Genomic DNA, 18466 nt, shown 5'->3' with positions numbered 1-18466 from the left:
TCATGGTGAAACTGGAAAAACTTGCGAATAGTTATGTGAACGTGTCGGGTACGCTGTACGATTCGGAATTCATTAACCTCGTCCAGATCAAAAATGATCAGATCAGCTTTGATGATCGTACGATTTTCTTAGATCAGGCGATGAAGGACAAGCTCAACGCTGAAGCGATCGTGAAGCACACACAAGGCGTGTACGTGATCGATAACCAGGGACGCAAAGGGCTGATCTGTGATCTGCCGATCACAGAGTACCAGCGTGGGGCAGTTAAGAATCATGAGCTGGTGTTACCAGAGACGATCCAAGGGATGCTGAGCAACTACCATGGCTATAACGCTGAGGCTGCGCCAGTGATGTTGATTGCCAAACAGGCGGTAGACCTTGATGCTTTCGTTGCCGAGCATCCTGCAGAACTGATCTATACAGTGGCGTCTGATCAGCTCTATTACTACACCGGCACGGCTGCGGATGAGTTGTTGGCTGCATTTGGCGACACCGATGCGCTTTACGTTGGAGATGGCCACCACCGACTGTATTCGACCTCGCTCTCGGGGTTCAAGCAATATGTCCTCTCCTATGTGATCAGCATCGACAGCGTTGATATCTTGCCGATTCACCGTCAGCTACCACACCTGACCGATGCACAATTTGATGCGGCGTTAAGGTTCCTCCAGACCAAGTTTAAGGTCGAGTCAGTCGATCAGGCAGACGAGGCGGCGATGGCGCCACAAAAGGATACGGTGATGATGTACCGTGGAGGGCAGGCTTGGCGCGTGCACCTGATCACGCTACTTTCGGATGGCTTCTGGAACAACGACATCTATCGACTCAACACGCAGATCATCCAGCAGGCTTTTCGGACATTCGATGACCGTAAGCTTCGTTACTTGAGTGAAGTCGCATGTGCCAAGGCGATGCGTCGCTCGACACACTCGGTCTTCTTCAAGGTCGCGCCGATGACTAAAGCAGAATTCACTGAGTCGGCCAATCAAGGCAATATTTTACCGCCGAAATCGACGTGGATGAGTCCTAAAGCGCCGTCGCTTCTGGTGATGAGCAAATATCAGGAATGAGGCGTCCCTGTGCAGAAATACAAACGATTATTCAGTAACTCACTGCTGTTTGCGATCGGGAACCTAGGCAGTAAGTTCATCACCTTTTTCATGTTACCGTTATATACCGCGCGGATGGTTCCGAGCGATTACGGGTTGGTGGATGTGATTTCAACAACGGCGGGGCTCTTGTTACCCGTCGTTTCGCTTAGCGTTTTCGATGCGGTTTTACGCTTTACGATGGACCGAACGGTTGACCCGGCTGAAATCTTTTCGAACAGTGTTCGAATCACCCGGATCGGGGCGGTCATCGCGTTACTAACCATGCCGCTGTTTTATCTCTTCTACCGGCCGTTCACGGTCTTGCCCATCTTGTTAGTCCTCCAGGCGTATCAATCGCTTTACACGCAGTTTGCAAAGGGGATTGATAAGATCTCGCTATTTGCCTTCAACGGGGTATTCTTAACGGCCCTGACGGCAGGATTGAACATTATCTTTCTCTGGCCCCTCAATATGGGGTTTGCGGGCTACTTCCTTTCGACTTGCTTGGCGCTGTTGATCTCGAACTTGATGTTGCACTTTCGGCTACATCTGTCGAAGTTTTATCAGCCTGACCGGATCAGTCGTGACTATACACACCGAATCCTAGCGTTCAGCACACCATTGATCCCGAATTCAGTCGCTTGGAATATCTCGAATACGGCTGGCCGCTACGCGATCCTGATTTTCTTGGGCTCTGGAGCCAACGGGATGTTCGCTGTCGCAAGTAAGATTCCATCACTTTTAAGTACGGTAACGAATATTTTTGCACAGTCTTGGCAGTTGGCCGCAATCGAAGAATTTGAGTCTGAAGGGGACCGGAAGGACAACTTCTTCGATACGATCTACCGAGTGTACATTGCATTGCTGTTCGTCGGTGCGTCTACGATCATGGTCCTGGTTAAGCCGCTGATGCGGATCTTAGTGGCGTCGACTTATTACAGCGCTTGGCAGTTCATCCCCTTACTTTTGCTATCTGTAATTTTTTCTAGCCTCTCCGGTTTTTTGGGGTCTCAGTATGTTGCAGCTAAGCGGACAGTCGAAATTTTCAAGACAACGATCGCGGGATCAACGACCAGCATTGTTTTGAGTTTTCTGCTCGTTAAGTTTGTCGGGATCAATGCTGTGTCACTTGCGTCTTTTTTGAGTTTTCTCTTGATCTGGATCGTGCGACATCGAGACATTATCCAGACCGTCAACTCCAATGTGACGATCTGGAGCGTTTTGATCCAGATGGGTTTATTGTTGGGCCAGTACGCGACGATGTTTATCAGTCAGGTCTGGCTAGCATACGGGTTACAGTGCTTGTTCCTGATCGGGCTTCTGGTCGCCAACCGCGCGATCGTGGATCGGCTGGCGAATGCAGGGCTGAAAGTGGTGCGGCGGCGTTTGAAGCGGTAAGGATTGGTCAGCGTGCGATCGACCATGAGAAGAGGAGGAAGGCGAATGTTTGCTAAATATCGACAGACCAGCTTGATTGTTCGGATTGTGATCGGATTGATCGTTGGGGCGCTGCTCGGGGTCATTGTGCCTGAGTGGACGTGGATCGGCGTTTTTGGGGATTTGTTTATCGGCGCTTTGAAAGGGATCGCACCGATACTCGTCTTCTTCTTGATCATGACAGCAATTTCTAAATACGAGGCCGGAGCAGAGACGCACTTTGGATCGGTCATCGTGTTGTACCTCAGTGCGACCTTTCTGTCTGCGGTGATCGCGGTCGTGGCAAGTTTCATCTTTCGGGTCAAGCTGGTCTTTCCTCAGGCGGTCCACGTGGCGCAAAGTGCGCCAAAGGATCTAGGAACCGTAATCAAGGATCTGTTAGTGAATGCGGTTGCGAACCCTGTTCAGGCCGTCATTGATGGCAACTACCTGGCTATCCTATTCTGGGCGTTGATGATCGGGTTCGCGCTACAATTAGCGCGACCTGCGACGCGTGAGGTGTTTCAAGATATCACCGACGCGATCCAACGTGTGGCACAGTTAGTGATCGAATTTGCACCGGTCGGGATCGTCGGGCTCTTGTTCACGACGATCAGCCAGACTGGTTTTGGTGGCGTGGTCAAATATGGGCAGTTGGTTGGACTGTTAGTCGGGACAATGGCCTTTGTCTATTTGGTGGCTTATCCGTTGATGGTCTGGGGGATGACGGGACAAAACCCGTACCCACTGACGTTGTGGACGTTGAAGGTTTCTGGTATTCCAGCATTTTTCACGCGAAGCGGGGCCGTCAACATTCCGATCAACTTAAAAGCCGCTGCTGACCTAGGATTGAACGAGAAATCTTACGCGATCTCGATCCCGCTTGGCGGGTCGGCAAACTCGGGTGGCGCTGCGATCACGATCTCGATCATGGCGCTTGCCGCGTGCAACACGCTTGGGATTCAGGTCTCATTCCCCCTTGCGTTGTTACTCTGCTTCTTGAGTGCACTGGCGTCAACCGGAGTTTCCGGGATCGCAGGTGGCTCGCTTTTGATCATTCCAATGGCGGCGAGTCTCTTCGGGATCTCCAACGATATCGCGATGCAAGTCGTGGGGATCGGATTCATCATCGGCGTGATCCAAGACTCGGTCGAAACAGCCGTTAACTCTGCCTCGGATCTTCTGTTCACTGCGGCTGCAGAGTACCATGATCTCCGTCGTAGTGGCCGTCCTGTAGATGTTAAGGCGGCGGTGAGACGAGCGCAAATGCGGGAATAGTCATGCCTTAGCCTATGTTAAGTTAGTGAGCCAAGGCTCCCTTTTAGGGGGCTTTTTTGGCTTGTGATGAAGGCGGCTTGGGCGAGTGCGAGACCGAAACTTCATATGCTTGCGGTCAAATTCAACCGATCTTTTGGGAGTCACAGCTCAGCGGCGCGACCTGCTCAGACCTTTCAGTGACCTGAGCGTCGGCTTAGGTGTTGACTGTCCAAGGCTAGGTAAGCGGATAGCAAGATCAGCGGCGCGAAATAAAGTGGTGAACGGGTGATGAGTGCAGGTCTTTGACTATGCGTCCTTTTTAGAAAGGCTTACAGAACGGGTTGTTGTTATTTTCCTGGCTCTGATATAATTGAATCATCGACTATGCGTAGGGGGAATCTTATGAACATTGCAGTGAGGCACACTTTCAGACTATTAGAACGCGCGGCTATCATCTCGCTGGCATTAGCGGGGGGCGTTATGCTTGGAACAAACAAATTCACAAGGGCTGATAGCTTAGAAAAGAGCCAGGTTATAAAGGGCGAATTTGATGTTTTTGCGACCAACGGGCATTGGAACGACCCAGCTGAAGTGCCAACGAACAGTAAGCACCCAATAATCGACCGTCTTGCAAACTGAGAAGGGCCGCAATCCTATTTTTGGATTGCGACCCTTCATTGCTTACGCGGTTTCGCTAGTTGCTGGCTTTAGATGCTGATTCCAAGGTAAATAAGCCTCAGCTTGTTCCCTCGTTGGTGAGGCAGACAGTTGTGACAGCCCATGCAGAAGTCGCTCAATGTAACTTCGTGGATCCAGTCCGTTGGCTTTGGCAGTCTCAACGATCGTCATCCAGATCGCATTGGCTTCGGCCCCCTTTGGGCTGGTGGCGAACAGCCAGTTCTTTCGTCCAATCACGAAGGACTTCATGTTCCGCTCTGATGCATTGTTGCTCAAATCAATCTCGCCAAACTCCAAGACTCGATTAAGCATGCACCGCTGATTCAAAGCGTAGGTCAGAGCGACACCCAGTCGCGATTTCGGCGCCGGCGCGGCCTGATCACACCAAGCCCAGAACTGATCAATCAGAGGTTCTAGTTCTGCCTGTCGACATTTCAGACGCTCGGCCGGTGATAAGAGCGCCCATTGTGTCTCAAGGTGGAACATCTGGTTGAGCAGCTCTAGCGGTTTCGTGCTGGTAAATTTACCTTTAACCTTCGCTGCGTCGTCGTAGAATTTACGCCGAACGTGCGCCCAACAACCAACACGGATGACGCTGTCGCCAAGAAGATTATATCCGGCATAGCCATCACACTGCAGGACCCCAGTATAGCCTGAGTATATTCGCTGCGCGAACTTACCAGAGCGGGTGTTGCCATAAGCGTAGTAGACGACCTGCTGGTCGGCGAGGCGAATACTGCGTTCTACCCAGATGTATGATTTACTCTTTGCCGACTTACCCGGTTCTCTCAGCACTTGGAACGGTGTTTCGTCGCCTTGCAGGAACCGCTCTGACAGGAGGTACTCGTGCATCAGGTCATAGACTGGTCTGACGATTTCTGCCGCGTTGATTACCCAGTTTGTCATGGTCGTCTCACTGAGTAGAAGACCCGCTCGGCGCCATTCTAATATCTGACGATAAAGCGGTGTACCCAGCATGTATTTCTGATAGAGCAACTCAGCGACTAGCGACGAGGTCGCGAGACTGTGCGGGAACAACGCCTGCGGCGCTTGTCCTTGATACAGGTGACTCACACCATCCTCGAGCTCACATTCCGGACACTTGTATGTCTCTTCAAAGATACGCTCAACATACAATCTGCCTGGTATGTGTTGGACCACTTCACGCACGAGATGCTTGCCCACTTTAGCCAGCTGATGACCATGATCACACAGCTCACTTTTTCGAGTGATCACGGTTTCTTCGATGGGCAATTTTGGATCGATTGATTCACCGCGACTGCTTTTAGGCTTGCGCTTGGCTTTTACTACGACTATTTCTTCGCTTTGTTGCCCAGTCTGCTCTGGGTCGGTAAAAACACTGTTATCTCCCAGAAGAGACAGCTGATTAGGATCGGTCATCTTCTCCGAATGGGAGCCGTAGAGTTTCCGAGTTAAATACGCGACCTGCTCGGTGAGCGCCTGAACTTGTTTCATGAGTTCTCGATTTTGCTCGAGTGCCTGTTTGAGCAGATCTTCAGTCGTAGTGACCATGGGCGTAGCCCTCGATTCATTGATGTTGGGTTGAGTGTACCACTGGTGCGACGGGCTTTCTACCATTATTTCTTGGACAAAACTGGTTTACCGTCGACTCCAATCCCCAACCAGATAAAAGACGCTCTAATTGCTTAGCGTGGAGTTTCTTAACCTCATTTTGAGTCGTTGGCCACTGTAGCCGGCCGTCCTCAATTCGCTTGTAGAGCAGGATAAATCCATCGCCAGCCCAATATAGGGCCTTAAACCGATCCTTGCGGGTCCCGCAAAATAGAAACAGTGCCCGACTGTACGGATCCAGATGATATTCCTCTTGGATAACTCCAGCCAAGCCTTCAATACCACGACGCAAGTCGGTCTTACCACAAATCAAATAAATGCCGCTGAGCTTGTGGATATCAATGAGCATTGGCGAACACCGCCTTCATCAAGGCATCCAGGATATAGCCCTGGATATGGTTATACACTACAACCGTTTTGTTGGTGTCAATCTTAACTTGAAAGGCCTTGGTGGCAGTGCTCAGTGGCGCCCGCCGCTGGTCATCCTCTAATTTGATCCGAACAATCTCAGGTTTCTCATCCATAAAATTACCTCACCAATTTAGATTTGATGAGGCAATCATACTGCCCGGCAAGGGGCAATCATATCCGGTCTGTTATTGGGTGCTTACAACGAACAAAGTGATGGGTAGTGAGCTTTCACGGGCCGCGCTGGCAGACATGATCGACGAGACGGGCTCGACAACAACGAAACACATCCTACGCATGCCTACGAGTCTGGATGAGACCTTAGCGAATGATTGGTTGGCGGTGGCTAAAGTGACGGCTGCAGCGGATCAGGCGGCCACGGGTCGTGCACAGGAGATCATTCAGGTGGCCGCGTCGAGCTGGGTCGATACGATCAAGATCGGAGATCCAGCGCGACCGCGGGTCGATGTCGTAGACGTGGCGTCGTATCAGGATTGGATGACTCAAAAAGACTTCAATGAACTCTATGCCAGTGGGGTTCGCGCAGCGGTCGTGAAAACAACGCAGAAGACGAATTACACGAACCCTGCCGCCAAGCAACAGATCCAATACGCGAAAGCGGCGGGGTTGAAGGTCTCTGTGTATCACTACGCACAGTTTGGCAGTTTGAGTTCGGCTAAGGCAGAGGCCACTTATGCGGCTGCCGCCTTAGCACAGCTGGGCTTGCCCAAATCGACACCGGTCGTGGCTGACATTGAGGAGAACGACACGGTGACAGGGGATGTGCGAACAAATCTGAATGCGTTTTGGCAAGTGCTTTCTGCGGCTGGGTACACCAATCATCTCGTCTATACAGGTGGTGGTTATACGAAGAATGCCGATGTGATCGCCACCGTGGGCAAGAAGGCAACCTGGTGGGCGCAGTACCCGTACACGCCGTCAAGTTCATCACTTTGGAATACGGATTATGGAGCCTGGCAGTTCTCGAGCACCGCTCAGCTCCCGAGTCAATTCGGCCAATCAGGTGGGCGCCTGATCGACGCTTCGATCGACTATGCCGGACTCTTCACGGGCGTTACTGCGCCGGAAGGACCTCGTATCACAGATGATCGTTACGTGACCCTGACGGAGATCAATAACACGTTGTGGGCGGATTTTGACTGGACACCCAAGCAATCGACGAACGCGGTGCTGAACCGGACCTATCATTCGATCGCGAAGTATGAACACGCGAACGGGAGTACATACTTACGCCTGGTCGATGCGCAGGGCAACGATATGGGACTGATCAACGAAAAGGCCGTAAGTATTGCAGCCGGTGCACAAGGGGTTTGGTTAAGTCACGCCAGTTACGCGACGATCACGATGGCGAACACGTCCCTATGGGCGGACTTCACTTGGAACGTCAAGGCCAGTTCCAATCAACACCTTGGCCAGACGGTCAAGATCAACGGCATGTATCACCACTTCAACGGTAGCACTTATTACTCGCTCTGGGCGGCGGATGGGACTTGGCTCGGGTATGGGCATAGTGCCGTCGTTGCGCTGGAAGGCGATTCGCAAGGCCAAGGCCAACCGGTCGACGATGGCCGCTATGTGACAATCGCCAAAAGTAACACTCCAGTCTGGTCGAGCTTTGACTGGGAACTCAAATCTGGTTCCGATCTCTACCAACGGACGTTCCTGGCTAAGCAACAGTACCATCATGCAAACGGTCAGACGTACCTGTCATTGTATGACGCGGAGGATATTTGGCAAGGCTACGTTAGCGAACGTGATGTGCAGATCGCTAGCGGTCCTCAAGGCGTCTGGTTGAATAAGTCTGGCTACGCAACGCTGACGCGGACAGGCCGCCCGCTTTATAGTGATTTTTCTGGGCAAGCGACGGGCGCCAGCACCCCTCTTTTGAGCAACACGTATCAGATCAATGGTGAGTATCACACTTTTGATGGGCGCACGTACGATTCGCTGTACGATCTGAAGGGGCAATGGATCGGCTATATGGACCCTGCGGACTTCGAAGCGGGGACCAACCCTCAAGGCGTGTGGCAGAGTCAGACCGGCTATGCGACCGTGACACTCAAGGGCACATCATTGTGGCGAAATTTTGAGTGGCAACCGGCCATGCGAACGGATGCGGTGTTGGGTCAAACCTTTAAGCTCAACGGCAAGTATCACCACGCTAATGGGAGCACCTATTATTCTCTTTGGCGAGCAGATGGTAGCTGGCTCGGCTATGCTCATGCTGGCGCTGTTCAGCTGAATGCGACACCTCAAGGCAACCCGATTAATGACGGGCGCTATATCACGATCACGAGTCGCCAACCAACGCTCTGGTCCGATTTTGACTGGCAGGTCAAATCAACGAGTCAAACACTCTATCACCAGACGCTACTGTCAAAGCGTCTGTACAAGCACCTCAACGGCAAGACCTACCTGTCACTGTACGACGCAGCAGATAACTGGGTCGGGTACATCGACGAGGCGGCCACGCAGGCTGCAGCTGGTCCGCAAGGGATCTGGTTGTATCAAGCAGGTTACGCGACGTTGACTAAGGCAAACAAGCCGATCTACCGAGACTTCTCGGGTCAGGCCGCCAGCACCAGCACCAGTCATCTGGGCCGCACTTATCGGATCAATGGGCAGTATCATTTGTTCAACGGCATGTGGGTCTTGTCCCTGTATGATGGCCAAGGACAATGGAAAGGTTACATGAACGTCGAGGATGTCGAGACGACGGCTAATGCACAAGGGGTCTGGCAATCTCAGGGGGGATATGCGACAATCAGCCTGAAGGGCACATCGATCTGGAAGGACTTTGGCTGGCACTCGAGCACTAGCACAACTGCGGTGTATGGTCAACAGTTCCGGGTCAACGGGAAGTATCGGCACGTCAATGGGAGCACGTATTATTCCCTTTGGCGCCTAGACGGGACTTGGCTCGGCTATGTTCACTCTGGCGCGCTCAAGCTGACGAGTACGCGGTAGTGCCTAGGTAATGAACTAAGGAGGAATTTTGTGATGAAAGTACGCAAGGCTGTTATCCCGGCTGCTGGGCTAGGCACGCGATTCTTACCGGCAACCAAGGCGTTGGCGAAGGAGATGCTTCCAATCGTCGACAAGCCGACGATTCAATTCATCGTTGAAGAGGCCAAGGCCAGCGGAATCGAAGATATCTTGATCATTGAGGGCAAGAATAAGCGGTCGATCGAAGATCACTTCGATTCTGCGCCCGAGCTGGAACAGAACTTAGAGGAGAAGGGCAAGACAGCACTTCTCAAAATGGTTCATGAGACGACGGATATCGGCGTCAATCTCTTCTATGTTCGTCAGGCTTACCCCAAGGGACTCGGTGATGCCGTGCGACTGGCCAAGTCATTCATCGCGGATGAACCCTTTGTTGTGATGCTGGGGGATGATCTGATGATGGATACTGTGCCCTTGACTCGGCAGCTGATCGATGAGTATGAGCGGACACATGCCTCGATTCTTGCGGTGAAGAAGGTACCACATGAGGAAGTGTCGGCTTACGGAGTGATCGATCCGGAACAAGAAGTCGCACCGGGCTTGTTCAATGTCAAGAAGTTCGTTGAGAAGCCGGCTGTGGCGGAAGCACCGAGCGACTTAGCAATCATCGGGCGCTACTTGCTGACGCCGGAGATCTTCGAGATGCTGGAGACTCAGGCACCAGGGAAGGGCGGCGAGATCCAGCTGACGGATGCGATCGACCGCCTGAACCAGACGCAGCGTGTCTTCGCTCATGAGTTCAAGGGTGCTCGCTACGATGTGGGCAACAAGTTTGGCTTCGTACAGACGACGATCGAGTACGGTCTGACGCATCCGGAAGTCAAAGACGAGCTGCGGGCCTACCTATTGCAACTCGCCAAGCGCCTTGAGACAGATTTGACACAGCGTTAGATTGCATTTTGCGCCCGATTTCATTGGTTGAAATTGGGCGTTTGCCGTTTCAGAAGCAAGGAGGACGACCATGAGATTACTTGTGACTGGTGGAGCCGGGTTTATCGGCGCGAATTTTATTCGTTACGTGATCACACATCAACCAGATGTCCAGATCATCGTGTTGGACCGGCTGACTTACGCAGGGAATCGGGCCAACTTAGCAGAGACGTTGGGTGAGCGGGTGCGGCTGGTGGTCGGCGATATCTGTGATGTTGCGTTGGTCGATCAGCTTGCACAGCAAGTCGACACGATCGTTCACTTTGCAGCTGAGAGTCATAATGACAATGCTTTACGAGACCCAACCCCATTTTGGCACAGCAATGTTGAGGGGACGTACACATTGTTGGAAGCGGCGCGAAAATATGATCTGCGTTTCCACCACGTTTCGACGGATGAAGTGTACGGCGCTTTGCCGCTTGCTGGTGAGACCCAATTCACATTACGGAGTCGATATGCACCGACTAATCCTTACTCGGCGACGAAGGCAGCCAGCGACATGCTGGTTCTGGGATGGGCGCATGCGCTTGGCGTACGTGCAACGCTTTCGAATTGCTCAAACAACTATGGCCCGTATCAGCACATCGAAAAATTCATTCCGCGGCAAATCACGAATCTGCTTGTGGGGCGACGCGCGAAACTTTACGGTGACGGACGCAACATTCGCGATTGGATCCATGTCGAGGACCACAGCGCTGCATTGTGGGCGATCCTAACGCGTGGTCGAGTCGGTGAGACCTATCTGATCGGCGCCAATGGTGAGCAAGACAACCGCACGGTGCTGGCGATGATCTTGAGCTTGATGGGACACGCTGCGAATGACTATGATCTAGTGGCTGATCGGCCAAGTCATGATCTGCGTTACGCGATCGATGCGTCTAAGTTACGCCGCGAGCTAGGGTGGTGTCCGGCACACACTGATTTAGCAACGGGACTACGGGCGACAATCGATTGGTATTCAAGCCACCGCGGCTGGTGGCAGACAGCCAAAGTTGAGACTGAGGCGAAATATGCCGAGCAGGGACACTAGTTTGGTTGACCAACTGATGACAACGACACCGCAACCGTGATGGTCCCGGTGTGCCATCATTACGGTCCTTTCTTTTCTCCGCTGAATAGCGGATAATGAGACCAACATGTGGATGGGAGGAAGAACAGATGAACTTTAATGAAGTGCCTTACACGCGACCCGACGCAGAGGCCGTGATGGCGCAGGTCCGCCAAGGTGCGGCGGACTTACAGGCCGCCAAAGACGGGGATGCGGCGGTTGCGGTTGCCAACCGCGTCACCGACCTACTCAACGACACCATGTCGCAGTCGATGTATACGGAGATCCGGCACACGGTGGACACACGCGATGCGTTTTACGCCCAGGAGAACGAGTTCTGGAACGAGTTCCAGCCGCAGCTAGCCAACGCCGAAGTCGACTACCTCAAGGCGGTGCTCGCCAGCCCGTTCCGGGAGGCGCTGGAGACGGTGTACCCGAAGCCGTATTTCCTGAAGGCAGAAGACCAGATGAAGACCAACAAGCCAGAGGTCGTCGCGTTGCAGCAAAAGGCCAACGCGTTGAGCAGCGAGTACACGAAACTGATCGCTTCGGCGCAACTGGACTTCAACGGACAGACGTACACGCTGGCCCAGATCGGCCCGCTGCGCGATGATGCGGACCGCGCCACGCGCAAGGCGGCGAATGATGCCTACTGGGGCTTCTTTGCGGCGCACGAAGCAGAGTTCGACCGGATCTACGACGAGATGGTCAAGACGCGGACTGAGATTGCACGCAAGCTGGGCTTCAAGGACTTTGCGGAGATGAGCTACGTCTTCATGGATCGCTTCGACTACGACGAGGACATGGTCGCCACGTACCGCCACGAAGTGCAGACGAAGGTGGTGCCGCTGGTGCAGGCGCAACGCGCCAAGCAAGCCAAGCGCCTGGGCCTCGATCACCTGGCGTATTACGATCTGGGGGTGCAGTTCAAGTCAGGCAACGCGACGCCTGAAGGGACCGCCGACGAATTAGTCGAAGCGGCGCGTCAGATGTACCACGAGATGTCGCCGGAGTCCGGGGCGTTTTTCGATCACATGGTGCAGTCGAACCTGCTGGAACTCCTGGCGAAGCCGGGTAAGGCGTCCGGTGGCTATGCGACGTTCATCCCAGCGATCGAATCGCCGTTCATCTTCGCCAACTTCAACGGGACCTCGGATGATGTCGATGTGCTGACACACGAGGCCGGCCATGCCTTCCAGACCTACTTAGCGCAGTGGATCCGACCGGGCGACTGCGTCTTCCCGACGTTTGAGGCGGCCGAGATCTTCTCGATGAGCATGGAATTCATCGCCTACCCGTGGATGCAGTCGTTCTTCGGCACGCAGACGCCGAAGTACAAGTATGCGCACCTGCAGGCGGCGCTTGAGTTCCTGCCGTACGGGATCTTGGTCGATCACTTCCAACACCAGGTCTACACGCACCCGGACTGGACCCCGGCCGCGCGCAAAGCAGAGTGGCGCCGGTTGGAGAAACTGTACAACCCGGACAAGGACTTTAGCGACAACGCCGACCTAGAGCGGGGCATTTGGTGGATGCGTCAGGGCCACATTTTCGAGGCACCGTTCTACTATATCGACTACACGATCGCCCAGGTCGTTGCCTACCAGTTCTGGAAGCGATTCAATGTCGACCACGACGAGACTGCCTGGCAAGACTACATGACGATGGCCAAGGCTGGCGGGAGCAAGACGCTGCTGGAGCTGATCGCGCTGGGGCACCTGCGCTCGCCGTTCGAGGCCGGGGCACTGGATGACACCCTGACCGCGGTCAAGGCCCAGCTGGACAGTGTGGACGACAGTCAGTTATAACAACAAACAAGGCACGATGGATCAGCTGATCCATCGTGCCTTTGTCTTTCGGTTCACTCGCGCATAACCACTAGCTTACCCGCGGCGTGGTGTGTGTCCAGCAGGGCGTGCCCCTGTTGGACGCCGGCGACGGTGAAGGGCAGCGTGGTCGCGACCTGAACGGTCAGATCGGGGAGTGCGAGGAGTGCCGGGAGCGCGTCCTCAGCCTTAGCCGGACGGTCAGCCCCGAGTTGGCGGTGTGACACGTCGGGTTTGGTGCTCAGGTCCACGTCGACGAAGGCGGTGGTCACAAGGACCCCGCCGGGACGGACGATCTGCACCGCCGCACCGTGGTCTTGGCCGCCGTTGACCGCGTTGACGACAGCATCGGCGTGATTGGCGAAGTGGGTGCCAGTGTCTTCTTGGTCGTAGGCGCCGAATTCATCGGCGCCCAGTGCCAGCACGGCTGCGCGGTTGCGGGCGCTTGCCGTGGCGATGACGGTCAGCCCCTGGGCCTTGGCGAGCTGGACGATCAGTCCCCCGACCGCGCCGCTGGCGCCGACCACCGCCAGCGTTGCGCCAGCGGGGAGGGCCAGTAGTTGGGTCATGACGGTGTAGGCTGCAACAGCGGCGTTAGGTAGGCCGGCCGCCGCGGCGAGGCCCAGGGTATCGGGTACGCGGAAGACTTTGCTCGCGCTGGCGGTGACGGTCTCACTGTAGCCGCCGATGGGCCGGTAGTTGAGCACGAGGTCACCAGGGGCGAGCGTCGAGACGTCTGCGCCGACTGCCGTGACGCGGCCGACGACGTCCGTCCCCGGCACAATCGGCCAAGGTAGTGGGCGGTTAGCCGCCTGCTCACCGCGGCGCAGACTGGCATCGTAAGGGTTAAGGCCGAAGCCGAGTACATTCAGCTGAACTTGGTTGGGTTTAGGTTGCGGGATCGGGGCGTCGATCGCCTGGAAGACGTCTGGCCCGCCGAACTGATCAAAACCGAATCGGATCATGAGAGACCTCCTTGAGGGGTGGCCAACCAGGCTTTGGCGGCATTCAGCTCACCGGCAGTCAGGTTGTGAAACTGGTCGTGGCGAAACGGGGTCACCGTGACCCCGACGGCGTCGAGCGCGTCAATTAGCGCCTCGAATGACGGTGCCGACACGCGGGGGTCGTGGGTGCCAAAGCTCGCGAAGGCGTGTGCCGACGCGTGGTGCCCCACCCGCGCAGGCAGCCCGAGGCTCTGGGCATGCAGCAAGACCGCGCGCCGAAAGGAGACGGGGCGGGTCAGCAGGGTATGGGCGATCAGGTTGGCCCCGTTCGAATAGCCGATGAGGATCATCTGGTCTAAGGCCAAGTCGTGGGCGGCCGCTGCTTGGGTCAGCGTCGCCAGCAGGCGATCCACCGCGTGATCAAGGGCCGCTTCGGCGAACCCGCCGCCGGGTGCGTGCGGGAAGAAGCGGGCCTGCCCCGCCTCTTGCGTCCACCCGCTGAGCGCTAGCTGAGGGGCGCCCGGGCACAGGAACCGGCCGATCGGCAGCAGGTCGTCCGCCCGGCCACCGCTGCCGTGGAGGAGGACCAGTGTGGGCTGACCGGGCGTACCAGGGACCCAGCGCACCGGCGCGTTCACGTCAGGGCCTCGCCCTGGGCGGCAAACCACGCGGTGATCGCAGCACGTTGGGCTTCCAGGTGCGGCGGCAGCCCGAAGTCTTCACCCAGCGTTGCTTCGGGCTCATCGAGGGTGAAGCCCGGGGTGGGCGTCGCGAACTCGATGCGGTTGCCGTTAGGGTCGCGCACGTACAGGGACTCGAACCACCCGCGGTCGATCCGCTCTTCGATCGGGTCACCGGCTGCCGCCGCGCGCGCCTCGAGCGCATCCAGTGCGTGCGCATCGGCGACGGTGAAGGCGAGGTGATCGATGCTCCCGCGGCCGAAGCGGTGGGTGGCGGTCGAATTGGACGGGGCGATCGTCAGCCCACTGGGCACCGAGTCGCTCAGGCGCTGAAAAAAGCGCGTGCTGGCGGTCGGCTGAGCGACGAACAGCTGGCTGGCGGCTAGCCCGATGATCTGCGCGGCCGCCGGTACGGGCCCTGCGACCGGGTGGGGGACTTGGCCGGCGGTCGGGATCAGGCGGATCGCCACACCGTTGGGGTCGACCACGTGCAGGCTACCAAGGCGCGCAGTCCAGTAGGCAACGCTGTCTTGGGGGATGGCTAGGCCCAGGCCGCTCATGTAGTTCGCGCCATCGTAGCGGGGCCCGAGGCGCGGCACCGCGAAGAAGGTGATCACTGTCCCAGGGGTCCCGAGCGCATCCCCGTAGAAGACGTGGCGCATGTGCAGGTTCTCCTGGTTGACGCTGTTTTTGACCCGGCGCAGGCCGAGCCGCTGGGTGTAGAAGGCGTCGGTGGCGGTCAGGTCACCGGTGAGTAGCGAGGCGTGGTGAAAAAGCATGGCGAGCCCTCCTTTTTGATGCTTACTAATAATCAGTATACCGCGCGGGTCACGGCCTGCCAAGGGGCCTACTGCTATGGTAACGCGTTGCCGGAGACAAGGCGAATGATACGCAGTGCAAAGCAGGGTCAAATCCGCTATAATGAATTGCGTATGAACAAAATTAAAGGAGGCACCCGAGTGTCTGTATTTACCCCGACCTGGCTGGTCAGCGCGATCTACACGCTGACGCCAGAACGCTTGGCTCAACACGGGATCAAAGCGATCCTGACCGATCTGGACAACACCCTGATCGCCTGGAACAACCCCGATGGGACACCGGCGCTCAAGCGCTGGCTGCACACGATGCAGGCGGCGGGCATCACCGTGATGGTGGTGTCGAACAATAAGCACGAGCGGATCGCCCGAGCGCTGGCGACGCTTGACTTGCCATTCGTGGCCCGCGCCTTGAAGCCGCTCCCGGTCGGGATCGATCGCGCGGTGCGCCAGCTGGGCCTCAACAAATCAGACGTCGTGATGATCGGCGATCAGCTGCTGACAGACATCGCGGCGGCGCACACTGCGGGGGTCCGCTCGATCCTCGTGCGCCCGCTGATCGAATCCGACGCGTGGAACACGCGGATCAACCGCTTCTTTGAAGGCTTCGTGCTGCGCGCGATGAAGCCGCTGCACTATCAGGAGGACTTGAATGACTGACCAAGAGTTGTACTGCATCGGCTGTGGCGCGAAGCTTCAGACGGAAGACCCGAAGAAGGCCGGCTTTCTGCCGGCGAGCACGCTGGCCAAAGCGGATCCGGAAGGGGAGCTGTACTGCCAGCGGTGCTTCCGTCTGCGTCACTACAACGAGGTCGCAGACGTCGACCTGACCGACGATGATTTTCTCCGGCTGCTCAACGCGCTGGGCGAAAGCAACGCGCTAATCGTCAACGTGGTGGACATCTTCGACTTCAACGGAAGCGTGATCCCGGGCCTGCACCGCTTCGTCGGTGATAACCCTGTGATCCTGGTCGGCAACAAGGCCGACGTGCTGCCGAAGTCGATCAACCAACGGCGGGTGACCACTTGGTTGACCCAGGCCGCGCACGCGCAGGGGCTGCGGCCGGTCCGCACGCTGCTGACCAGCGCCAAGAAGGGCGTTGCGCTGGACGAGTTGATGGCGGCGATCGAGGACTACCGTCAAGGGCGAGATGTCTTCGTCGTCGGCGTGACGAATACCGGCAAGTCGACGTTGATCAACCGGATCATCAAGCAGCTGACCGGCGTGCAGGACCTGATCACGACCTCCCGCTTCCCGGGCACCACGCTGGATCGCATTCAGATCCCGCTGGACGACGGCCACTTCCTGATCGACACGCCAGGAATCATTCACCGCAACCAGATGGCACATTACATCGACCCGAAGGACCTGAACCTGGTCGCACCGACCAAGCCGATCCGCCCGACGGTGTTCCAGCTCAACCCGGAGCAGACGGTGTTCCTAGCCGGCTTGGCGCGCTTTGATTACCTGCGCGGGCCCAAGCGCGGCTTCACCTTCTACTGCGACAACCAGCTCCTGTTGCACCGCACGAAGTTGGGCAACGCCGACGCTTTTTACGCCAAACACAAGGGGGGGCTGCTGGCGCCACCGCGCCCGGAAGCCGAGTTCCCACCGCTGGTCCGCTTCGAATTCACGCCTAAGGAGAAGTCCGACCTGGTCTTCGCCGGGCTGGGTTGGGTGGTCGTGCCGGCAGGCAGCACGGTGGCCGGCTGGGCCCCGCAAGGTGTCGATGTCCTGATGCGCAAGGCGCTGATCTGACTCACAAAGGAGAACAACTTAATGCTGACAGGCAAACAAAAACGTTACTTGAGAAGCCAGGGGATGACGATGAAGCCCCTGATCAACTTGGGCAAAAACGGGCTGAGCGACACGTTCGTCGCCGGCGTCTTCCAAGCCGTCGATAAGCGCGAGCTGGTCAAGATCAGCCTGCTGCCCGCGGCAGAAGAGACCCCCAAAGCGGTCGGAGCGTACCTGACCAATGAAGTGCCGGGGCTTGAAGTCGCGCAGACGATCGGGCGCACCCTGCTCGTCTACCGCGAAGCGTCCAAGGCGGAGAACCGCCAGCTCTCGGCGGCCATCGCCAAGCTGTAGGGTGGCCGCGATGACGCAAGTGAAGACGCTGACGCATCCCGTCATCACAGAGGCCGCGCGTGAGCAGCTCTTGGGCCCCCGTCGGCGCCAGATCGGCCTGTTCGGTGGCACGTTCAATCCCGTTCACAACGGGCATCTGATCATGGCCGAGGCGGTCGGGACGCAATTGGGGCTGAACCAGATCCTGTTCATGCCGGACAACCAGCCGCCGCATGTCGACGCCAAAGGGGCGATCGCGGCGAAAGACCGCGTGGCGATGCTGCAACTGGCGATCCAAGGGAACCCACGCTTTGGTCTCGAGCTGACTGAGATCCACCGCGGCGGGGTCAGCTACACGTACGACACGATGCTGGGGCTGAAGCAGTTGCACCCGGACACCGAGTACTACTTCATCATCGGGGCGGACATGGTCGCTTACCTGCCCAAGTGGCACCGGATCGCAGACCTCGTCAAGCTGGTCACCTTCGTCGGTGTCAAGCGCCGCGGGTACATGCCGACGAGCCCGTACCCGATTCTCTGGGTCGACGCCCCAATGATCGACATCAGCTCGACTCAGCTGCGCGAGCGTATCCGTACCGACCAGAGCATTCGCTACCTGGTCCCGGATGCGGTGCGCGATTATATCACAAAGGAAGGGTTATACCTTGATAACGATTGAATA

Annotated in this window: 18 protein-coding genes; 12 read left to right on the top strand and 6 right to left on the bottom strand. The window is 56.5% G+C overall.

Annotated elements, in window-relative coordinates; translation table 11 throughout:
* Positions 1 to 2 precede the first annotated feature (2 nt).
* From HII33_RS10195 to HII33_RS10180, 4 genes are all read left to right on the top strand, one after another.
* The gene (locus HII33_RS10195; RefSeq protein WP_179395684.1) at positions 3 to 1070 is read left to right on the top strand and encodes a DUF1015 family protein; all 1068 of its coding nucleotides are present in this window, start codon (positions 3 to 5) and stop codon (positions 1068 to 1070) included.
* Between the two features lie 9 nt (positions 1071 to 1079).
* Positions 1080 to 2489: an oligosaccharide flippase family protein gene (locus HII33_RS10190; RefSeq protein ID WP_179395683.1), complete on the top strand. Its 1410-nt coding sequence runs from the start codon at positions 1080 to 1082 to the stop codon at positions 2487 to 2489.
* 45 nt (positions 2490 to 2534) lie between these two features.
* Positions 2535 to 3785 carry a serine/threonine transporter SstT gene (gene sstT / locus HII33_RS10185; RefSeq protein ID WP_179395682.1) on the top strand — a complete coding sequence of 417 codons (1251 nt, stop codon included), beginning with the start codon at positions 2535 to 2537 and terminating at the stop codon, positions 3783 to 3785.
* 381 nt (positions 3786 to 4166) lie between these two features.
* Positions 4167 to 4403, top strand: a complete 237-nt coding sequence (locus tag HII33_RS10180) for a hypothetical protein (RefSeq protein WP_179395681.1) — start codon at positions 4167 to 4169, stop codon at positions 4401 to 4403.
* Positions 4404 to 4445: 42 nt separating this feature from the next.
* On the opposite strand, the gene tnpC is transcribed toward HII33_RS10180, so the two are convergent.
* Genes tnpC through HII33_RS10165 form a run of 3 tightly spaced genes read right to left on the bottom strand, consistent with a single transcriptional unit; the run spans position 4446 to position 6559 of the window.
* Positions 4446 to 5975, bottom strand: a complete 1530-nt coding sequence (gene tnpC / locus HII33_RS10175; RefSeq protein ID WP_179394270.1) for an IS66 family transposase — start codon at positions 5973 to 5975, stop codon at positions 4446 to 4448.
* Positions 5976 to 5991: 16 nt separating this feature from the next.
* Positions 5992 to 6384, bottom strand: coding sequence for an IS66 family insertion sequence element accessory protein TnpB (tnpB, locus tag HII33_RS10170; protein WP_179394269.1), 393 nt, complete (start codon positions 6382 to 6384; stop codon positions 5992 to 5994).
* Positions 6374 to 6559 carry a hypothetical protein gene (locus tag HII33_RS10165; protein WP_179394268.1) on the bottom strand — a complete coding sequence of 62 codons (186 nt, stop codon included), beginning with the start codon at positions 6557 to 6559 and terminating at the stop codon, positions 6374 to 6376. The genes tnpB and HII33_RS10165 overlap by 11 nt, the downstream gene beginning before the upstream one ends.
* Positions 6560 to 6659: 100 nt before the next feature.
* Here HII33_RS10165 and HII33_RS10160 point away from each other — a divergent pair, with 100 nt between their 5' ends.
* The 4 genes from HII33_RS10160 (at position 6660) to HII33_RS10145 (ending at position 13256) form a co-directional block, all read left to right on the top strand.
* Positions 6660 to 9431, top strand: coding sequence for a GH25 family lysozyme (locus HII33_RS10160; protein WP_179395680.1), 2772 nt, complete (start codon positions 6660 to 6662; stop codon positions 9429 to 9431).
* Between the two features lie 33 nt (positions 9432 to 9464).
* Positions 9465 to 10361 carry a UTP--glucose-1-phosphate uridylyltransferase GalU gene (gene galU, locus HII33_RS10155; protein WP_179395679.1) on the top strand — a complete coding sequence of 299 codons (897 nt, stop codon included), beginning with the start codon at positions 9465 to 9467 and terminating at the stop codon, positions 10359 to 10361.
* A 70-nt stretch (positions 10362 to 10431) separates the two neighbouring features.
* Positions 10432 to 11430 (top strand): dTDP-glucose 4,6-dehydratase, encoded by a 999-nt coding sequence (rfbB, locus tag HII33_RS10150; protein WP_179395678.1) that lies wholly within the window; start codon positions 10432 to 10434, stop codon positions 11428 to 11430.
* A 128-nt stretch (positions 11431 to 11558) separates the two neighbouring features.
* Positions 11559 to 13256, top strand: coding sequence for a M3 family oligoendopeptidase (locus HII33_RS10145; protein ID WP_179395677.1), 1698 nt, complete (start codon positions 11559 to 11561; stop codon positions 13254 to 13256).
* Positions 13257 to 13309: 53 nt separating this feature from the next.
* Here HII33_RS10145 and HII33_RS10140 read toward each other — a convergent pair whose 3' ends face one another.
* From HII33_RS10140 to HII33_RS10130, 3 genes are read right to left on the bottom strand one after another with little or no spacing between them, the layout of a single operon-like run.
* On the bottom strand, positions 13310 to 14239 hold the full coding sequence (locus tag HII33_RS10140; RefSeq protein WP_179395676.1) for an NADP-dependent oxidoreductase: 930 nt from the start codon (positions 14237 to 14239) through the stop codon (positions 13310 to 13312).
* The gene (locus HII33_RS10135) at positions 14236 to 14856 is read right to left on the bottom strand and encodes an alpha/beta hydrolase (protein WP_179395675.1); all 621 of its coding nucleotides are present in this window, start codon (positions 14854 to 14856) and stop codon (positions 14236 to 14238) included. The genes HII33_RS10140 and HII33_RS10135 overlap by 4 nt, the downstream gene beginning before the upstream one ends.
* A complete protein-coding gene (locus HII33_RS10130; protein ID WP_179395674.1) occupies positions 14853 to 15677 on the bottom strand; it encodes a VOC family protein in 825 nt (274 codons plus the stop codon). Before HII33_RS10130 ends, HII33_RS10135 begins: the two co-directional genes overlap by 4 nt.
* Before the next feature lie 180 nt (positions 15678 to 15857).
* Between HII33_RS10130 and HII33_RS10125 the strand changes: the two genes are divergently transcribed.
* From HII33_RS10125 to HII33_RS10110, 4 genes are read left to right on the top strand one after another with little or no spacing between them, the layout of a single operon-like run.
* A complete protein-coding gene (locus HII33_RS10125) occupies positions 15858 to 16373 on the top strand; it encodes a YqeG family HAD IIIA-type phosphatase (RefSeq protein ID WP_179395673.1) in 516 nt (171 codons plus the stop codon).
* Positions 16366 to 17472, top strand: a complete 1107-nt coding sequence (yqeH, locus tag HII33_RS10120; protein WP_179395672.1) for a ribosome biogenesis GTPase YqeH — start codon at positions 16366 to 16368, stop codon at positions 17470 to 17472. The genes HII33_RS10125 and yqeH overlap by 8 nt, the downstream gene beginning before the upstream one ends.
* 21 nt (positions 17473 to 17493) lie before the next feature.
* Positions 17494 to 17805, top strand: a complete 312-nt coding sequence (locus HII33_RS10115) for a YhbY family RNA-binding protein (protein WP_179395671.1) — start codon at positions 17494 to 17496, stop codon at positions 17803 to 17805.
* 10 nt (positions 17806 to 17815) lie between these two features.
* Positions 17816 to 18463 carry a nicotinate-nucleotide adenylyltransferase gene (locus HII33_RS10110; RefSeq protein ID WP_179395670.1) on the top strand — a complete coding sequence of 216 codons (648 nt, stop codon included), beginning with the start codon at positions 17816 to 17818 and terminating at the stop codon, positions 18461 to 18463.
* The last annotated feature ends 3 nt before the right edge of the window (positions 18464 to 18466 follow it).

The organism is Lacticaseibacillus absianus, from assembly GCF_013407595.1.
Lineage (GTDB): Bacteria > Bacillota > Bacilli > Lactobacillales > Lactobacillaceae > Lacticaseibacillus > Lacticaseibacillus absianus.
Note: the sequence above shows the minus strand (reverse complement) of the source record. Positions and strands in the feature narration are given on the sequence as shown.